Here is an 18,295-nt window from a genome sequence, read left to right as displayed (position 1 = left end):
GATTACTGTGGTGAGTCTCCAGTGAGGGATTCATGAAAAGGGTGTTGTGTCTAAGATACGTGTAAAGCAAGAAGAATCCCTGTCGATTAAGTTCAGCCATCAGATGGAAAAGGGCGATAATCGTCAGCTTGATCTCTATTTCTTTTTACCTAAGGAAATGGGCATAGGCTCGCGCACGCTCAATGAAGAAGAATACTACTACAGCTCAATAGTTGGACGTCGCTCATACTATTCAGAAGGCTTGCACTTACCTCTGGTGCAGGGGCGTTTTGCCAGTTTAAATCGACGTACTGTTGAAGAGTTCAGGTTGTACCTAAATCTCTTCGCCTATCAGTTTGCGGTTGCGGTTGAAAACGATGTTAAAGAACTCAATCAAATCACAGATGTAACCCATTTTTATTTTGCCCTCGACGAATTACGCGAACAAATTGCCCAGTTGCTGAAAAAGTTCCGTCGTAACGAACCGGGTGATCCCAAATGGAAATCTTACTTTGAAAATGCTGATAACTACTTGTCTTGGTTTTGTGAGCAGCAGTTACTCAAAGTGCTCGCTTATGCCACTCGTACCAGTGATTTCAACGATATTTTAGAGCGGGTACTCACACTCTGCCGTAATGAATGTGCCTATCGTGATGAGCATAAGTACAACTCAGCGCAAACTAAGCAAGATCCTAACCGTATCTCTAACAAGATGTTGTTGTTGCGCCGTTTAATCCAACAAGGTGTGGTACTCAAAGAAGAGTTAAAGCCTTTAGGGATTGGCCTTAAAAAGTTTACGACAGGACTGGCGACCGCGTTAGTGATGTTGGTGGTGTCTGCGTTGATAATTCAAGCGCAGGGCGCCTTTAGTGGTTTTACTATTGCGCTAGTGCTGACCTTGGCCGTGATCTACGGTTTCAGGGAAATCTTTAAGGACGATGTGCGCAATGCCATGTGGCGATTTATTCAGCGGGGTCGACCACGTTGGAGCCGCATTTTACGGGATACTACGAGTCAGGCGGTTATCGCTAAGCAGTTGGTATGGCTTGAGTTTATGCGTCAGCAAGATCTACCCGAAAAAGTCAGTGACATTCTAAAGCACAGACATAGCCAAAATAAGGTCGATGCGGAAATTCTGCACTATAAAATCGCCACTAAGGTGAATCAGAGTGAATTCCAAGCGGGATATTCGACTATTCAAGAGCAAGTGAGCTTTAGCTTAGTGCCTTTCGCCCGTTATTTAGAACGGGGTAAAGCGAAGATTTATAAGGAAGTTGAAGGCAAAATTAGTTATGAATCGGTTGAGCGGCGCTATCAAGTCAACCTGATTTTAGTGTTGCGTGATGGGCGCGAAGCTCCGCAGTATATTCGCTATAAAATCACCATGAACCGCTCGGCAATCATAGAAATTACCCAGAGTCAGTTGCCTGACTCAGTTAATGCACCCGAATCTACGATTGATGACGAGTAAAGGCTTGACCGATATTCTGATCGTTATTTTGCTTCGCCCGTTTTAGGGCGACTTCGGCATTATTCAAATATTGCTCTAATGTCTGGCCTTCTTGATAACCCGCAATACCAATACTAATACCTTCCCCTAAGCCATTACCATTGAGCTTTTCCATCATATTGAGGGCAAAGTTGTGCGCATGGGTGGCGTCTGTGTCAGGTAACATCACAATGAGCTTCCCTAGCTGCCAATGCAGAATTTGATAATTAGCTGGAATTTCAAGCAATAATTGCACTTCTATTTCTTGCTGACGATTTGCCAGTTGGTCGATATCACTCATGTGGCTTAGCATGCCCTCTGGATTGATATCCATTAACAGTAAGCTTGAACTGAGACGGCTTGGTGGCGGCAGAGAGTTAAAGTAACGTTCTAAATCTGCCAAATTCAGCAGAATAGTACTGCGATGGGGCACAAGGTTACGCTTCTCTGTGCCTCGACCACGCTCGGCGGCTTGCTCTAAAGTACAGACGATATAATCAATCTCACCATCGGCGGCCACATGGCCCTTCAAGGTGGCTTGCAAACAATTGGAATGCGCCTGTTTAGGTGAGCATAGAATTTGCCCTTGCCACTGACCTTGCATGGCAATTTGGGCGCTGATCCTCTGCCATTGATTGCCTAAATCATTCGCGAGTAATGACGCTAAATCTTGATTTAGATCGCCATTGAGTTGCATTAGCGCATCGAATACAGGATTGATTTTAATCAGTTTACCGTTAGCATCTGTGAGGGCTGTCGCGACTGTGTTATCGCATAAAAGCTCACTGAGAAAAGCATTTTGTTTGCTGCTGATTAACTCACTGATGTCCTCAAGGGTGATTAATAGATGTGGTGAGCCTCGGCTCGCCCTTGGTGCTTGGCGGATATGAACCCGCAGCGTGGGGCCATCGATACTCTCTAGACTGATTTCACCAGACCATTGACCGGTTTTATGTACCTGCTCCATTAACTCCGTGTAGGTTTTATCATCGAGGCATAAGGTACGTTGTAGGCTTCGGTCTGTCAGTTCATCTAATGGTACTAAGGTCGCTTGTGCCGCTTTAGTATTGGCGCTGATGACTCTGGCATTTTCGTTGACCATCATAAAACCGATGTCACTATTAAATAAGCCATTAGCAACATCAATACTGTATTGGCGTGAACGCTGTTGTAAGCGATACATGTGGCTGAGTAGTACAACCCAAGCGGCTAAAACCGTTAATATTAACGATGCCACAATGACAATGTTTTGCCATTGTGAGAAACGAGCTGCTATGTCTGAGTTGCGCACATAGGAGAGTAAAAAATATTCTCTGTGAGTCTCAGGTTGGGCTGTGAGTTCGATTTTAAGGTAAACAAAAGTGGCTTCTTCACCGTGGAATTGTCCAAAGTTGCTCATGGACATATCGCGCCACAGGGCCGGATAGCTCTGTCTTAAACTTGCTCCTAAGGTCTCTGGCATATTGCTTAGAGGGGCGAGATCGCTCGCGCCAGCATAGAGTAATCCCTGAGTATCCAGCACTAACATAGGGGATTTATTGCTCGAAAAGGCTGGTTTTATGGCCTCCAGCATTTTTACCATAGAGTTGTACGTCACCAGATAACCGATAGAACTCTGATCGGGCTTCTCGAGCCACGCCATTTGATACATATAAGGTTCAAGCATGCCGTCTATCGGAACAAATTCCAGTGGCGAGGTATAGACCTCCTTGCCACCCATGCTCCGACTCGCTCCAAGTAAGGTCGGTGGTAAGGCATCTTTATTGAAATTAGGGGGAGTTGAGAATTTATAGTTACCTTGGGGATCGTACAGTGCAATGCCGAGTAACTCAGGAATATGTTTTACTAGATCTTGCCAGTTTTCCTGCAATTTAAGTTGTTGCTTTGCGGTAGGATTGCTTAAGTATTGTTTTAGCAGTTCCCCATTGGCGAAAATTTGGGTTCGAAATTGCTGAAAAGACACTTTATCTGCGATCAATGAGCCTATGGTTTGCAGTTCACTGTATCTTTGCGTTGCCCACTCTTCTTGCAGGCGTCGTTCACCTAACGTAATGATTAAGTGAGTTAAAATAATCATGCCAATCACCAGCATAGAAAGCTGGCTTGCAATAGCGAGTAAGCGTTGATGCGACCAATAGATCCCTTGAGTTAAAGAGAGCAGTGGCGCAAGGGGATACGTGCTTGGGTTATTCTTCAGCATGAACCGATTATGAGTGGGTGAACTGTTAATTTCGCTATGTTAACACGAAAGAATTGTTACGACAGTGCCAAGTTACTCAGCAAGATTTCTTGAGTAAAAGTTAAGACGATTCACACATGTACCACTCAGGTAATCGACAGTGTTATCTGCTTGGGTATTTCAGTCGATTTTGGCTGTATTAGAATGCCGTTTAGCCTAAGGCGCCTAATATGCGATGCTTGAATTCGCAGCCGTAGGACTCAACTTGTTCACGACAGATGTCGATATCAACACCCGCTAATCCTTCGATGGCCGAAACTTGTACCGTTTCAATATAGTGTGGCGCTAATGCGATGAAAGCATGTACGGCGGCATAAGAACCGGCGAGTTTGGGGCGACAATGTTCCATATAGGCGGCTTCATTATCCGCATTAAGGGAAATGGATAAACTATCAACGCAATTGGCTAGTTCCGGCAAAATATTGCGCCTATGGACTAAATTACCTAAACCATCGGTATTAATACGTACTCGTCCGCCTCTTTGCTTAATTTCTTTCGCCACCGCCAGCAAGGTTGGAAGATTTAAGGTCGGTTCGCCATAGCCACAAAACACATATTCTTCGAAGTCTTTAACATCGCCAAGCAGTGGAATAATTTCTTCGGGCTTAGGTTGGTGACACAGTGCCAGTTGATATTCGTGGATCTGTTTACTGCCATTATGTTTTGGACAAAACGCGCAGCGCAGGGTGCAGCGACCCGTAATATTAAGGTAGCGACTGCGACGAATATCATAGACAAGCGTTTCAGTCGCACAGGTTTCATTTGTGCAAACTTCATCTGTTATGAGACCGTTCGCTAGGGTTTCTGTGGTGACAACTTGTGGTTTATCAATATTTTGCTTGTGCAGATGCTCAGACATAATGATGGGTTTCATTCTAACGATAGCTGACGACTTAAACACAGTGTAGCGAAAGCCTGATGCGATAACTGTCAACTAGATCGCAACTTGAAAGCTCAAGCCACTCGCGGCAGACTCAAAATGACATAGATGATTGAGAGGTTATTGACTCGCACTGAGGATTAAAAAGAGAGCCTAAGCTCTCTTTTTAAGGTTCAAGACATTGATTAACTGCTTCTAGTTAACTTCCTATAGATAGTCTTTTTTATAGTCAGTGGGGACCGGCGGCTCTAAATGCTCAGGTGTAAAGTCCACTTCATGGTCTTTTTTAGGCTGCCACCACCAATGGAAGAAGCGGCTGCTAGTGCGCTTAATGTCGTCGAGTATGATGTACAGCAAGGGCACTAAAATTAGCGTCACAACGGTCGAGAACAGGATACCGAAGGCGAGGGATGTCGCCATAGGGATCACTATTTGCGCCTGCAAACTACGCTCGAGAATAATAGGCACTAAGCCGACGAAGGTGGTGAGTGACGTCAGGATGATCGCCCTAAAACGATAACAGCCTGAATCGACCGCCGCCTGTCTGACCGACTGCCCTTGCTCCCGCGCACGGTTCACAAAGTCCACCAAAATCAAGGAGTCGTTCACCACCACTCCCGCTAATGCCACTATGCCGCAGAGACTTAACACGCTCATCGCGAGTCCCTGAATTAAGTGACCAAACAGAGCGCCGATAATCCCGAAGGGGATCACAGACATGATGATTAACGGCTGACTGTAGGATTTAAGTGGCACGGCCATCAAAGCATAAATGGTGAACAGCGCAAAGAAGAAGCCTTGCATCAAACCGACCATGGCATTCTGTTCATCCAAACTGCCACCGTCCAGTGCAGTTTGGATTTTAGGGTACTTGGCCTGCAATTGTGGCAGGTAATCTTTTTGGATTTCTTGCACTACTTTTGAAGGTTCAACGATGTTTTTGTTGGCATTTGCCGTGATGGTAATCGCTCGCTTGCCGTCAACACGGGTAATTGAGGCGTAGGATTCACCTTTTTCAATTTGTGCCACAGTCGAGAAGGGAACCGAAGTGCCCGTTGGCGTGCGGATCAGCATATTTTCAAGATAACCCACAGTACGACGTTGCTCTAATGGGTAGCGCACCATCACCTTGATTTCTTCTTTATTACGTAAAATACGTTGGGCTTCATAACCATAGAAACCGTAACGCACTTGGCGAGCTAAATCGGAAAGGGTCAGGCCAAGGGCTTCAGCCTCTGGACGTATCTTCAGGCGAATTTCATGACTGCCCGAGGAGAAGTTGTCGGCAATATCGTACACGCCTTCATAGCTGGCGAGTTTTTGCTTCAACTCTTTAGAGGCTGCGGACAGCTCATCGAGGTCACTCGAGGTCAATCTGAAGGAAATATCGCCGCCGGCATCGTTGGTGCTCGCGTTAAAACTGAGTTTTTTAACCGACAAAAGCTCAGGCAATTGTTCACGCCACGCGGCAGCAATCGTCACGCCATCGACTTCACGGTCTTCCCCTTTCGTCAGTTCGGCAAAAATAAAGGCAGAGGTACGGGAGCTCATATTGATAAAGCTGTGCTTCACCACTTGATAACCGTTATCTTTCTCCATTTTTTCGTTCATCTTGTACAGGGCTTCTTCTATGCTCTGTACTACTTTTAAGGTGTTTCCTTCGGAGCTGCCTTCATCCATCTCAAGTTCAACTTGAATAAAGTCTGAGGGAATGTCTGGGAAAAATACCCAGCGCACTTTGCCACTGGCGACTAAGGCAATAGACAGAATTAATACACCGATAAAGGCCGCGACCACGTTGTATCTGTGTTTGATACAGCGCTCGAGGAAGTTGCGATAACTGTGGTGAATAAAGTATTGCACTCTGTCGTTAAAATTGGCTTTTAGGTGACCAAAGAATCCCTTTGGTGCGCCAGGTTTTTTAAACTTCATGTGCGCTAAATGCGCTGGCAGAATGAATTTAGACTCTACCAGTGAGAAGGCTAAACAGAGGATGACCACCATACCGATGGATTTCCAGATAATCCCCATAGGGCCAGAAACCATTAACATGGGAATAAAGGCTGCAATTGTGGTTAAGACCCCGAAGGTTGCGGGCATCGCCACTTTTTGCGCACCGCGGATCACGTTCTCAACCGAGTGACCGTGGCGTTCGACCTCTGTGTAGGCACTCTCGCCGATGACAATGGCATCATCCACCACTATTCCGAGCACCAAGATAAAAGCGAATAGGGTCAACATGTTGATCGTCATGGAGAAAGGTTCGAGCGGCATGACCAACATAGTGCCGAGGAAACACACGGGTATCCCCATCATGACCCAAAATGCTAACTTCAGATCGAGGAACATGGCTAAGATGATAAACACCAACAAGGCACCGTAAAACATGTTCGACATCATCATGTCTAAGCGGCCCTGGAGATAGTGGGTCATATCACCCCAAGTATCGAGTTGAGCGTTAGCTGGCAGTGTGGCGCGGCGCTGCTCTACGTACTGTTTAACTTGGTCTGCAATGTCTAAGGCGTTTTGATCATCAATGCTGGTGACTTCAATAATCGCAGCGGGTTTGCCGTTAAAGCGGGTATATTCCAAACGTTCTTCAAAATCATCTTTGATGGTCGCCACTTGTGGCAGCATCACACGGCTACCGTCTGCGCGAGTTGTGACGACTATATTGGCAAAGTCATCGCCCGTGTAGGCTTGGCCTTTGGTGCGCAATAGAATATCGCCATCTTGAGCACGAATAGAGCCACCTGGTAAGTCTAAGGAGGAGTTTTGCACTGCTAATGCGACTTGTGAGAAGGTCAAGCCGTACTCTCGTAACTTATTCTCAGAAACTTCAATACCGATTTCATAATCGCGCACCCCTGTGACTTTCGCACGGGTTACAGCGGGGAGTTGGGTTAAATCGTCACGAACCGATTTAGCCAATTCTTTCATATCGTGGAGTGTCATATCGCCATAAACAGAAACCCAAATGACGTTATTCTCAGGTTTGATTTGAGAGATATTCGGTTTTTCGATGTTCACTGGGAAGGTTGAAATTGCATCTAACCGCAGTTTGGCTTCATCGAGAATGGTCTGCACTTCGTAACCGTCTTCAACTTCAACGGTAATCGAGCCAACGCCTTCGCTAGCCACAGAAGTCACTTTCTTGATGCCGTTGATATCTTGGATGGCTTCTTCAATCTTGATGTTGATGCCTTCTTCGATTTCCTGTGGCGCCGCACCTGGATAGGCGACGGAAATATTTAATAAATTGAGTTCGAAAGAAGGAAAAACCTCTTTATTAATCAAAATACTGCTGAACAGGCCGCCGATGAGCAGAACACACATTAATAAGTTCGCGGCTACACTGTTGCGGGCGAACCAAGCTAAGATCCCTTTTTGAGTGTCCATTATTTGACTCCAGCGGCCGCAAGACTCGATTCAGGAGTATTTTCTTTTGGTGTCTCAGTGGGTAATGCCGCTTCGCCTAATATTTTGACCATTTGTCCATTTGCCATACTGTTGAAGTGGGTCGTAGCGACGCGTTCGCCCGTTTTTAGACTGTCTTTGATGAACACATTTTCTAAATCACTACGAACCACATTTACTTGGCGCATTTCAATGATATTTTTGTCGTTGACTAGGGCGACTTGGTCGTTAGGAACCACATGGCGGGGCAATTTGACTATGCCATCGACAGTGCGGCCCTTGATGACTGCATTGACGAAGCTGCCGTATTTAAGCGGTAAGCTACCTGGCTCTTTATTCGCGCGCAGATAGGGATCTTTGATTTCTGCGACTAAATACACCATGCGATTTTCGGCATCGATAACACCTTCACTGCGGATAATATTGCCTTCCCAAGTATTTTCTTTGCCCGCCAAAGAGGCGCTAAGCGTGACTTGGGTATCGGGATTATCGACGGACTCTAGATAGGCTAAATCATCATTAGAAATGGGTAAGCGGATTTCGGCAACGCGAGTGTCGTAGAGCTCACCTAGATTAGTGCCTAAGCTAACGTATTGACCTAAATCGACATTTCTAACTTTGATTATGCCATCAAAGGGCGCGCGAATAACCGTGCGCTCAAGGTTACGTTGGGCTCGCGCCAGTGCTGCCTGCGCATATTTTACGTTAGCTTGTTCTTTTTTGAGTTGCGGGATACGTAGACCTAACTCAGGGGGCAAGCCCTTGTCGTAGCCTTTGAATTCGATTTTAGCGACTTCACCACGGGCTATTTCTTCGTTCAGTGCGGCGGTGGCTTGGGCCAGCGTCGCTTCGGCTTGCATTAAGTCAGCCTCGTAATCTGAGGGCTCGATTTGTGCTAATTGGTCGCCTTTCTTGACTATGCCACCTGCAACAAAATGAGGGGAGATAGTGAGCATTCTGCCTTGAACTTCGGTCACGAGTTGGGTTTTATACTTTGGGGTAACCACGCCGTAGGAAGGTAAGTTTAGCGATACTGTTTGCTGAGTCACTTGCGTGACATCAACGATAGGAATGGGCATCTCTTCAGGTTTTTGTTCTGGCGCCTCCTTCGTTTGCATTAATAAGGCTGCGCCAAAGACAAACAGCAGCAGAATAAGAAAAGGAGACAGTCTCCTCAGTAGGGTCTTCATCATATAATGGTTAAATCCATGCTAATCGCGTAATGGGGTTAAAGTAGCAGAGTCGGCCACGCCAATAAATTTATTTTTGTAAATTAAATGTTTCTAAAAGTGATGCCGCGACAGATATGCTCATCATGCATCGATATTTGGGCGAAAATTAGAGCAGAAAGGTGATGAAAGGTTCAGTTAGGTAATTGGAATATATTGAAATAAGAATGAATACGTATTGGGGTTAACGGCTCTAAATCCGCCGCATTTCATTCTATATAATTAAACATAGCAGGATATTTTTAGTAAAATCACCCATGTAAGTTATATTTTGGTAATAAAAAAGCCGCATATAGCGGCTTTAGTTTGGTGAATTTAAGCGGGTGTTACTTTTTCTTACGGGCGATTTTACTCGCTTTCTTTGCCGCTTCTTTCTTGCTCGTTTTCTTCGCAGCTTCTTTCGCTTTCACTTTGGCTTTTTTCTTACCCGGTGTGCGCGCTTCTTTATTCTTTGGACGCAGCTCTTCGATCACGCGGCGTTTCAACGGTTGCTCGATATAACGCTCGATTTTACCAACGATACGCATGTCGTGGGCTTCGGCAAGCGAAATCGCGGTACCTTTTGCGCCAGCGCGGCCAGTACGGCCAATGCGGTGGATATAAGTGTCGGCAGAACGTGGCATATCGAAGTTGATCACATGAGTGATATCGTCGATATCGATACCGCGTGCAGCCACATCGGTCGCCAACAGGACATTGACTTCACCTTTAGTAAAGCGACTCAAGGCTTGGAAGCGTTTCTTCTGTTCCATATCGCCACGCATAAAGGCGCAGGGAATACCGACTTTAAGTAACTGGCCTTCTAGGCTAGAAACGATGTCGCGGGTTTTCACAAATACGATAGTCCGTTTGACATCTTCTTGGCGTAGCAGATGACACAACAGCGCAAATTTATGCTCTTTATCATCGGCTAAGTGGATCCATTGGTGGATCTTGGCTTTTTCACTGCGAGGGGCTTCAACATCGATTTCAATCGGGTCGTTTAACACTTCACGGGCAAAACGTTGTACACCGCCGCCTTCTAAGGTGGCAGAAAACAGCATGTTCTGTTTGCGGCCTTGGGCCTCAATAGCAATGGCTTGCACCACAGAAGAGAAGCCCATGTCTAACATGCGATCGGCTTCGTCGATAATTAAGATATCGACTTCTTGGGCGTTGAAATTGCCTTTGTCTAAATATTCCATCAGGCGGCCTGGGGTCGCGACCAGAATATCGACGTTGCCTGCTAAGGCTTCTTCCTGTGGTCCATAAGGAACGCCGCCAGTAACGATAGCAATATCTAAACCTTGGCCCGTGGCTAGGTGACTCGCATAGCGGTGGATTTGGCTGGCTAACTCACGGGTTGGCGTGAGGATTAGCACTCTTGCTTGTCCAGCAAAACGACGGGGAAAGTCGATCAAATGTTGTAGCGATGGCAGTAAAAAGCTCGCTGTTTTACCTGTTCCTGTCGGGGCGCGCGCAAGAATATCTCTTTGCTCTAGGGCGTAAGGAATCGTTTCTTGCTGAATCGTAGTGGGTGAATGATGCCCCATGGCATTAAGCGACTCTAATAAGCTAGGGTCAAGCTGGAAATCTTCAAATTGCATGCGCAGCGTCTCGACGGATAATAGCGAAGCATTATAAAGGTTATGGCGGTTAACTTAAATAACTTATCTAGATCTCCTGTGTTTATCTTCTGTGTCAGTAAAGTTTTATGGTAATTGGCATAAGTTAATTACTTTTAGGTCAATGTATTAGCATTTAATTTGTGGGAAATTGGAGCTTTCGTTAAATTTGCCAAACTTAGCTAGCTTTACTTAATGTGTCAGGATTGGACTCGATATCAGTATTTAAGGTAAAAATCTCGGATCAATTGCACCATGGTTTGTGTGTATTGGCCTGAACTTTCACGAATAGTGATATCACTGAGCTTTGGAGCCATTTGTGGATGAGTCTTGTGGGCGAGTACGCAGAGTACTCGATTAGCGCTTTTCCCTACAATGCTGATAAGGTTGGTTATTTCAATCAAATTGAGCTGAGAGTGCGTTAATATTTCGTCGAAACGGGCCATACTCTGCATTGGTAATATGAGACTTGCCTTTCCTTGCGGTGCTAGGCACACATGAATGGCATCGAGTAGTGCGGTAAAGCTTAAGCTATCTGTGTGGCGGGCCATAGCGCGCTGGGATTGTATCGCTTGCGTGCCTTGCTCAAAATAGGGGGGATTACAAATTATATGATCAAAATACCCTTGATACTCAGTTTGTTGGCAAAAGTTTTGGATGCTGCAATTAACTAAGGTCAGTCGATTGGCCCAAGGACTATTGTGGAAGTTATGTTGGCAAGCATGGGCGGCATTGGTGTCTAATTCGACACTGGTGATATGTGCTTGACTGCGCTGAGCGGCCATTAAACTGAGTAAGCCGCTGCCTGCGCCTATATCTAAGATTGATTTCGCGGTGGTCAGTTGTGCCCATGCCCCAAGGACGACGCTGTCTGTGCCTACGGCCATGCCGCAATTCATGTCATCGATATGAAATTGTTTAAAAGTGAATGCCATGGGGAGTTAATTTTGCCGTTCTAAAGTGATTTAGGCCCAATATTGGGCGCGCAATATTCTAATTCTAGCCCTCATTTTTAGCTAATGTTTTTAAACAGTCGCATCTGTCCTAGCTGTATGAATTTGTGTCGCCAAATCATTTACTATTTTACGTGGTGATACTGATTTCACTTAATTAACGCTTTAATTTATTGCCTTAGAAACCTTTTATTAGCAGTTAATTAGCATTATTTCGTTTTTTTTGCCTGAACGGACTTGTTGTCTTGTATTGATGCTTTAAGTCTGGTATTAGTTTTGCCCCCATTTTTAATCACTTTTAAGATTAACGGATAGGTAAACGAGTTTGTTGGTGAATTAGTCGTCAGTTAGGCTACATAAACGTTCGCCATCGTTTATAAACTCGGCAGATATCGAACATATTTACCACGGAATTGTGTAAACATAGATTTGCACTCCGGATGGGCTTTGTTTTAGCTATGGCTAATCGACACATAATCACTTAAGTTTGTAAAAAAACAATAAGACAAGATGGGGCTTCCAGTGCAAGACAATCAGATGAGTATCGGAGATACATTAGGCTTAGGTTTTATGACCTTTGCGTTCTTTTTAGGTGCGGGAAACCTAATTTTTCCACCATTCGCGGGTATGTTAGCGGGCGAAAATATGCCCCTCGCCATGTTGGGTTTTTTGATTACCGCCGTAGGTTTACCTTTAGTTGGACTGATTGCTGTCGCTAAGGCTCAAGGTAAGGTTATGGCTATGCTGCCAGTATTTGCAGCAACGACATTGGCCGTCGCGATTTACATTATTATCGGCCCTGCTTTTGCTGCGCCGCGTACGGGATTAGTGGCTTACGAGATTGGCGCTAAGCCATTTATCGATGACACTACGGCAACGTTTTTGCTGGGCAGTTTGGAATTAAACCTGACGCAACTGCTATACACATTAGGTTTCTTCGCTGTCACTATGTTGCTGGCGCTTTTCCCTGGTAAGTTGCTCGATAGCGTAGGTAAAGTATTAACGCCTATTTTATTGATTTTGTTGGTCGGATTAGCCGTTTCAGTGCTGTTTTTACCTGCATCCGAAGTGGGCCAAGCAGTGGGGGATTACCAACAGCATCCGCTGACCAAAGGTATTTTGGAAGGCTATAACACTATGGATACGTTAGCATCCTTGATGTTTGGTATGTTGATTATTGATATCCTGCGTAAAAAGGGCATTGACCAACCCAGTGATCAAACTAAGTATCTAATCCGTGCAGCCTTTATTGCCGCCGCTGGTTTAACTTTTGTGTATGTGTCCTTGTTCTTTTTAGGTGCAACCGCTGGCGATATCGCTATCGGCACTAAAAATGGTGGCGAAATATTAACAAATTACGTGACCCGCGAGTTTGGTGAACTAGGCTCAGTCTTGTTGTCATCAGTCGTGACTTTAGCTTGTTTGACCACTGCGGTTGGGCTAGTGAGTGCGTGTTCTGAGTTCTTTAATGAGCTGATGCCTAAACTGTCTTACCGTTTCCTCGTGGTCTTTTTAAGCTTGATATGCGCTGTGATTGCGAACGTGGGCCTAAGTCAGTTGATTGCTATTAGTATTCCCGTATTAATGACGATTTATCCTGTGGCTATTGCTCTTGTGGTTGTGACTTTCCTGACCGCTTATTTTGCGAATCCACAGTTTGCACATCGTGCAGTACTGAGCGTGGCACTGTTTTTCGGCATCTTCGATGGTCTTAAAGTGGCAGCGAAAAGTTTGACTGACGCTGATGGTCAAGCCATGAATGGCTTAGCACAGGTTTTTATCCATATAGTGAATGTTATGTCTCCAGTGTTATCTAAGCTGCCACTCTATGAAGAAGGTATGGCTTGGTTATTGCCGACCATTGCGACGATTGCACTGTGTTTAGTATTCGGTCGTGGCCGTGGTCAAACGGCTGCAGCCTAGGCTTTGCATTCTAGTTCTCGTCTTTATGCTTAACTCAGTTAAGCTTATGCAGGCTTAGACATATTTAAATTAATATCAACGGCGTATCATTTGATTACGCCGTTTTTTTATGGAGTATTTGTGCCTAAAACCTATATGCCAGATCCACTTATCGATGCTTTTCTTGATGATCTTTGGTCAAGCAAAGGACTGAGTGATAACACGCTATCGGCCTATCGTACCGATCTACGCCATTTTGATCGTTATCAAGGTCAGCAAGGCGTGACGTTACTCGCGGTTTCTCAGACCGATGTTAGGGCATATCTGGCCTTTAGAGTTGAGCAGGATTTTGCGCGTACCAGTAGCGCTCGGTTGCTCAGCAGCTTACGGCGTTTCTATACTTATCTGGTGCAGACCAAGCAGATTTCAGCCGATCCTATGGCCTTAGTAGAGTCACCTAAGTTAACGCGCCATTTGCCGGATTCTCTGAGTGAGTCGCAGGTTGACCGTTTACTGTCTGAGCCCAATGTAGATGATGCTGTCGAATGCCGTGACAAGGCAATGCTAGAGCTTTTGTATGCAACTGGCCTCAGGGTGAGTGAACTTGTCGGCTTGACCATGGAACAAATGAGTTTGCGCCAAGGCTTAGTACGTATTGTGGGCAAGGGTGGCAAAGAGCGTCTTGTGCCGCTGGGGGAATTGGCTATTACCGAAGTGGAGGGCTACATGAAATTTGCTCGCCAAGAGTTGCTCGGTAATAAACAATCCGATGTGGTATTTCCGTCGAAACGCGGGCAGATGATGACACGGCAAACTTTTTGGCATCGGATTAAACTTTATGCTCTGCGTGCGGGGATTGAAACTGCATTATCACCGCACACTTTACGCCATGCTTTTGCCACTCATTTGCTCAATCACGGTGCCGATCTGCGGGTTGTCCAACTGTTATTAGGTCACAGCGACTTGTCGACCACGCAGATTTATACCCATGTCGCACGGGCAAGATTGCAGGAATTGCATCAACAGCATCATCCTAGAGGCTAAAAAAGGATTTAGTTACAGCATAAATTTGCTTTCCGCGCGGCTTGTCTGTAACTTTTTGCCCCTATACAGGGTCTATTGAATATCTCGAGTTAGAACGGCCCCAATATCTCGTTGTAGTGACATAATTTATAGGATGTCCCATGAAGTTGACCCCAGCATTATCCTTAGTTTTTGCCCTCCTAGTTGCACCACTTGCCAGCGCTGCAACTGCGACGTCTCCCGATACCGCTGCGATTAAGCAAAAACTCGGTGAGATGTTAGATGTTGAAGTCATTTCTATGCAGGACTCACCAATTGAGGGCTTGTATCAAGCCATGACCAACCGCGGCGTGCTCTATATTAGCCGTGATGGTTCAAAACTATTCCACGGTAGTGTGTATGATATCGATAAGGGCATGAAAAACTTAACCGAAGCCGCATTAGCGGGTCCGCGTTTAGAAATGATGAAGCCGCTTGAAGAGAATATGCTTGTATATAAAGCGAAAAACGAAAAACATGTGGTCACTGTATTTACCGATGTTAGCTGTGGTTATTGCCGTAAACTGCATAGCCAAATGTCTGACTACAATAAACTTGGTATTACAGTGCGTTACTTAGCCTTCCCGCGCGCGGGTGTGCCGTCAGCTAATGCCGACGAGATGCAAGCTATCTGGTGTGCTAAAGATCCATTAAAAGCCATGACTGATGCTAAAGCGGGCAGCAAAGTTGCCGCGGCAACATGTGATGCTAAAATTGCTGAGCAATATGCGTTAGGCACAACCTTTGGTGTTAATGGTACGCCTGCAATCGTATTAGAAGATGGCAATATGATCCCTGGTTATCAACCGCCTGAAGACTTATTACGCACCTTAGAGGCACGTCAGTAACAGCCTAAAATGTAAAATTTATCCCACGAAAGGTGAGCTTAAGGCTCACCTTTTTGTTATCTTATTGCCACGATTTCATGAGAGTTTGAGTCCCTTGATCCATAAGATAGTCCGTCGCCCAACCGTTGATGATAGCCATTTACCTGCTCATCTTTCGCCGCTATTGAAGCAGCTTTACGCTCGCCGTGGTGCGCTCACCCACGAATGCGAACTTGTCCTTAAGGGTCTATTAAGACCTGAAACCATGAAGGGCCTGCCTGAAGCTGCGGCGCTTATTGCCGATGCCATGCAGGCGAATAAGTCGATTTTGATCGTGGGTGACTTTGACGCCGACGGCGCCACATCGACCAGTGTGTGTATGTTGGCGCTGCGGATGATGGGCGCGGTGAAAGTGGATTATTTGATCCCCAATCGCTTCGATTACGGCTACGGCTTAAGCCCTGAAATTGTTGCAGTTGCGGCTTCCAAACAGGCTGAGCTACTCATCACAGTTGATAATGGTATTTCATCAATTGACGGTGTTGCGGCGGCCAAAGCCTTTGGTATGCAAGTGGTGATTACCGACCATCATTTACCCGGCCATGAGTTACCCGCTGCCGATGCGATAGTGAACCCTAACCAACCGGGCTGTCCATTTGCCAGCAAATCGATAGCGGGTGTCGGCGTGGCCTTTTATTTGATGACGGCATTAAGGGCTGAATTACGGACGCGAAACTGGTATCAAACCCATGGTATTGCTGAGCCTAATTTAGGCACACTACTCGATATCGTTGCCCTTGGCACCGTTGCCGATGTGGTGTCACTCGATGCCAATAATCGTATTTTGGTTGAAGCAGGTTTGCAGCGCGTGCGAGCCGGGCGTTGCCGTGTGGGGATTACTGCGTTGCTTGAAGTGGCGAAGCGAAATCCGGCGCGCATTGTCGCATCTGACTTTGGTTTTGCCGTGGGCCCAAGACTGAATGCCGCAGGGCGACTAGATGAAATGGCACTTGGGGTTGAAACCTTACTCTGCGAAGACATGATGTATGCACGGCGCATGGCGGCAGAGCTTGACGGATTGAATCAAGAACGTCGTGAGCTGGAAGTCGGCATGCAGCAGGAAGCCTTAAAAAGCCTAGAGCACTTAAAGCTTAACGAAGCCGAGTTACCTTGGGGGATTGCTTTATTTCAAGAGGATTGGCATCAAGGCGTGATCGGGATTTTGGCCTCGCGCATTAAAGACAAATACCATAGACCCGTGATTGCCTTTGCCGATGCGGGCAATGGTGAAATTAAAGGCTCGGCGCGTTCGATCAAAGGCTTGCATATGCGCGACTTATTGGAGTTAGTGAACACTCGCCATCCGGGACTGATTATCAAATTTGGTGGTCATGCAATGGCGGCGGGTTTATCGCTCAAAGCGGGCAGTTTTGCTACATTTGCTAAAGCCTATGATAATGCGGTGCGTGAGCAGCTTAAACCTGAGTTGTTAACGGGCGAGCTTTGGTCCGATGGCGAACTCACTCCAGCAGAGTTGAATCTTGAAATGGCTCAGTTACTGCGTAATGCGGGACCTTGGGGACAAGCTTTCGAAGAGCCGTTATTCGATGGTTACTTTACGATAGTGCAACAACGTCTTGTCGGTGAGCGCCACCTTAAGCTCGTACTCGAAACCCAATGCGGCACTGTGATGCTCGATGCCATTGCCTTTAATGTGGATTTGCACACTTGGCCAGATGCGACGATTAATCATGCTCGTGTTGTGTATAAACTCGATGTGAATGAGTATCGCGGCAATTTTTCGCTGCAACTTATGGTTGAGCAAATCGAAGCTATGTAAGATGACAAGGAGTGAAGTTGAAATCATTATCCGATAAAAAAATCCGCCAGCTACTTAAGCGTTTTGCTTGGATATATGTTGTCTGCTTAAGCATTCCGTTTATCTCAACTTTACTCACCACTAAGGCTCAGGGGCAAATGCTACTTATGGGGATTTGGCCCACAGCCTCCTTGTTTTACTTTCTCGCTTACCGTTATTTAGCTAAATCCTTTAAGTATGAAATCAATCGCCACTTAGCTTTTAGTTATCATGGCGGTGGCACTTTAGCGGGGGCTTTGTATTCGTTAGCTAAAGTGGTGTTATTAGCGATGGCATTTATTATATTTATGAGTGCCAATAACACCTGAACTGACGTTAACGGAAAATTTCGGAGAAAGGAAAATGCAGCAGGAAACAGGATACAGAGTCAGTACAGATCAAGCTGAAATGAATCTTGAGGTTATCCATGGCTTTATTAGTAATAGCTATTGGGCGCAGGGCATGCCAAAGGCACTGCTACAAAAAGCGTTAGCCAATAGCCTGTGTTTTGGGGTATTTGATAAGGACAATCAACAAGTGGCTTTTGGTCGCTTAATCACAGATAAAGCCACTTTTGCCTATCTTGCCGATGTGTTTGTACTTGAGTCGCACCGCGGCTTAGGTTTAAGCAAGTTGATGATAACAGCAATTCTTGAACATCCTGAATTACAAGGTTTAAGACGGATAATGTTAGCCACCCGCGATGCCCATGGACTCTACGCCCAGTTTGGATTTAAAGCGGTCGACACCCCTGAAATGCTCATGCAAATTAGGCCTGCTAAGCCTTATCAATGCCTTAGTTAACATCAAAAAAATAGCCAGCAAATGCTGGCTATTTTTTTGCGTTAGCTTTGAT

Annotated in this window: 13 protein-coding genes; 7 read left to right on the top strand and 6 right to left on the bottom strand. The window is 45.8% G+C overall.

Annotation, left to right across the window (positions count from 1 at the left end):
• Positions 1 to 46: 46 nt before the first annotated feature.
• Positions 47 to 1,450, top strand: a complete 1,404-nt coding sequence (locus L5M51_RS09690; protein WP_028761621.1) for a hypothetical protein — start codon at positions 47 to 49, stop codon at positions 1,448 to 1,450.
• Here the strand turns inward: L5M51_RS09690 and L5M51_RS09685 are convergent.
• The 6 genes from L5M51_RS09685 to L5M51_RS09660 all read right to left on the bottom strand — a co-directional run bounded on the left by L5M51_RS09685 (position 1,431) and on the right by L5M51_RS09660 (position 11,772).
• Positions 1,431 to 3,668 carry a PAS domain-containing protein gene (locus L5M51_RS09685; protein ID WP_263139476.1) on the bottom strand — a complete coding sequence of 746 codons (2,238 nt, stop codon included), beginning with the start codon at positions 3,666 to 3,668 and terminating at the stop codon, positions 1,431 to 1,433. The genes L5M51_RS09690 and L5M51_RS09685 overlap by 20 nt on opposite strands.
• Positions 3,669 to 3,858: 190 nt before the next feature.
• Entirely contained in the window at positions 3,859 to 4,566 is a 708-nt protein-coding gene (locus L5M51_RS09680) for a TatD family nuclease-associated radical SAM protein (protein ID WP_263172500.1), read from the bottom strand.
• Positions 4,567 to 4,794: 228 nt separating this feature from the next.
• A complete protein-coding gene (locus L5M51_RS09675; protein WP_131525109.1) occupies positions 4,795 to 7,986 on the bottom strand; it encodes an efflux RND transporter permease subunit in 3,192 nt (1,063 codons plus the stop codon).
• Entirely contained in the window at positions 7,986 to 9,197 is a 1,212-nt protein-coding gene (locus L5M51_RS09670) for an efflux RND transporter periplasmic adaptor subunit (RefSeq protein WP_263172498.1), read from the bottom strand. The genes L5M51_RS09675 and L5M51_RS09670 overlap by 1 nt, the downstream gene beginning before the upstream one ends.
• A gap of 362 nt (positions 9,198 to 9,559) precedes the next feature.
• Complete coding sequence (srmB, locus tag L5M51_RS09665; RefSeq protein WP_105250089.1) at positions 9,560 to 10,819, bottom strand: ATP-dependent RNA helicase SrmB; 1,260 nt, start codon at positions 10,817 to 10,819, stop codon at positions 9,560 to 9,562.
• A 236-nt stretch (positions 10,820 to 11,055) separates the two neighbouring features.
• On the bottom strand, positions 11,056 to 11,772 hold the full coding sequence (locus tag L5M51_RS09660) for a tRNA1(Val) (adenine(37)-N6)-methyltransferase (RefSeq protein ID WP_263172497.1): 717 nt from the start codon (positions 11,770 to 11,772) through the stop codon (positions 11,056 to 11,058).
• Between the two features lie 528 nt (positions 11,773 to 12,300).
• Here L5M51_RS09660 and brnQ point away from each other — a divergent pair.
• From brnQ to L5M51_RS09630, 6 genes are all read left to right on the top strand, one after another.
• Positions 12,301 to 13,713 (top strand): branched-chain amino acid transport system II carrier protein, encoded by a 1,413-nt coding sequence (brnQ, locus tag L5M51_RS09655; protein WP_263172496.1) that lies wholly within the window; start codon positions 12,301 to 12,303, stop codon positions 13,711 to 13,713.
• Between the two features lie 120 nt (positions 13,714 to 13,833).
• Entirely contained in the window at positions 13,834 to 14,736 is a 903-nt protein-coding gene (gene xerD, locus L5M51_RS09650; RefSeq protein WP_263172494.1) for a site-specific tyrosine recombinase XerD, read from the top strand.
• 140 nt (positions 14,737 to 14,876) lie between these two features.
• Positions 14,877 to 15,602: a bifunctional protein-disulfide isomerase/oxidoreductase DsbC gene (dsbC, locus tag L5M51_RS09645; protein ID WP_105250085.1), complete on the top strand. Its 726-nt coding sequence runs from the start codon at positions 14,877 to 14,879 to the stop codon at positions 15,600 to 15,602.
• 94 nt (positions 15,603 to 15,696) lie between these two features.
• Positions 15,697 to 17,421, top strand: a complete 1,725-nt coding sequence (gene recJ, locus L5M51_RS09640; protein WP_263172492.1) for a single-stranded-DNA-specific exonuclease RecJ — start codon at positions 15,697 to 15,699, stop codon at positions 17,419 to 17,421.
• Between the two features lie 17 nt (positions 17,422 to 17,438).
• Positions 17,439 to 17,768 carry a hypothetical protein gene (locus L5M51_RS09635; protein WP_263172490.1) on the top strand — a complete coding sequence of 110 codons (330 nt, stop codon included), beginning with the start codon at positions 17,439 to 17,441 and terminating at the stop codon, positions 17,766 to 17,768.
• Positions 17,769 to 17,802: 34 nt separating this feature from the next.
• Entirely contained in the window at positions 17,803 to 18,243 is a 441-nt protein-coding gene (locus L5M51_RS09630; protein WP_113939821.1) for a GNAT family N-acetyltransferase, read from the top strand.
• Positions 18,244 to 18,295 lie beyond the last annotated feature (52 nt).

Origin of the sequence: Shewanella sp. SM73 (assembly GCF_025653795.1) — a bacterium.
GTDB classification, from domain to species: Bacteria; Pseudomonadota; Gammaproteobacteria; order Enterobacterales; family Shewanellaceae; genus Shewanella; species Shewanella oncorhynchi.
The sequence above is the reverse complement of the archived record's forward strand: the minus strand, read 5'-3'. Positions and strand labels throughout refer to the sequence as shown.

Excerpts from the sequence above, each read along its gene's own strand:
- L5M51_RS09685 (WP_263139476.1), bottom strand. The coding sequence starts at position 3,668 with ATGCTGAAGAATAACCCAAGCACGTATCCCCTTGCGCCACTGCTCTCT.
- L5M51_RS09680 (WP_263172500.1), bottom strand. The coding sequence starts at position 4,566 with ATGTCTGAGCATCTGCACAAGCAAAATATTGATAAACCACAAGTTGTC.
- L5M51_RS09675 (WP_131525109.1), bottom strand. The coding sequence starts at position 7,986 with ATGGACACTCAAAAAGGGATCTTAGCTTGGTTCGCCCGCAACAGTGTA.
- L5M51_RS09670 (WP_263172498.1), bottom strand. The coding sequence starts at position 9,197 with ATGATGAAGACCCTACTGAGGAGACTGTCTCCTTTTCTTATTCTGCTG.
- srmB (WP_105250089.1), bottom strand. The coding sequence starts at position 10,819 with ATGCAATTTGAAGATTTCCAGCTTGACCCTAGCTTATTAGAGTCGCTT.
- L5M51_RS09660 (WP_263172497.1), bottom strand. The coding sequence starts at position 11,772 with ATGGCATTCACTTTTAAACAATTTCATATCGATGACATGAATTGCGGC.
- brnQ (WP_263172496.1), top strand. The coding sequence starts at position 12,301 with ATGGGGCTTCCAGTGCAAGACAATCAGATGAGTATCGGAGATACATTA.
- dsbC (WP_105250085.1), top strand. The coding sequence starts at position 14,877 with ATGAAGTTGACCCCAGCATTATCCTTAGTTTTTGCCCTCCTAGTTGCA.
- L5M51_RS09630 (WP_113939821.1), top strand. The coding sequence starts at position 17,803 with ATGCAGCAGGAAACAGGATACAGAGTCAGTACAGATCAAGCTGAAATG.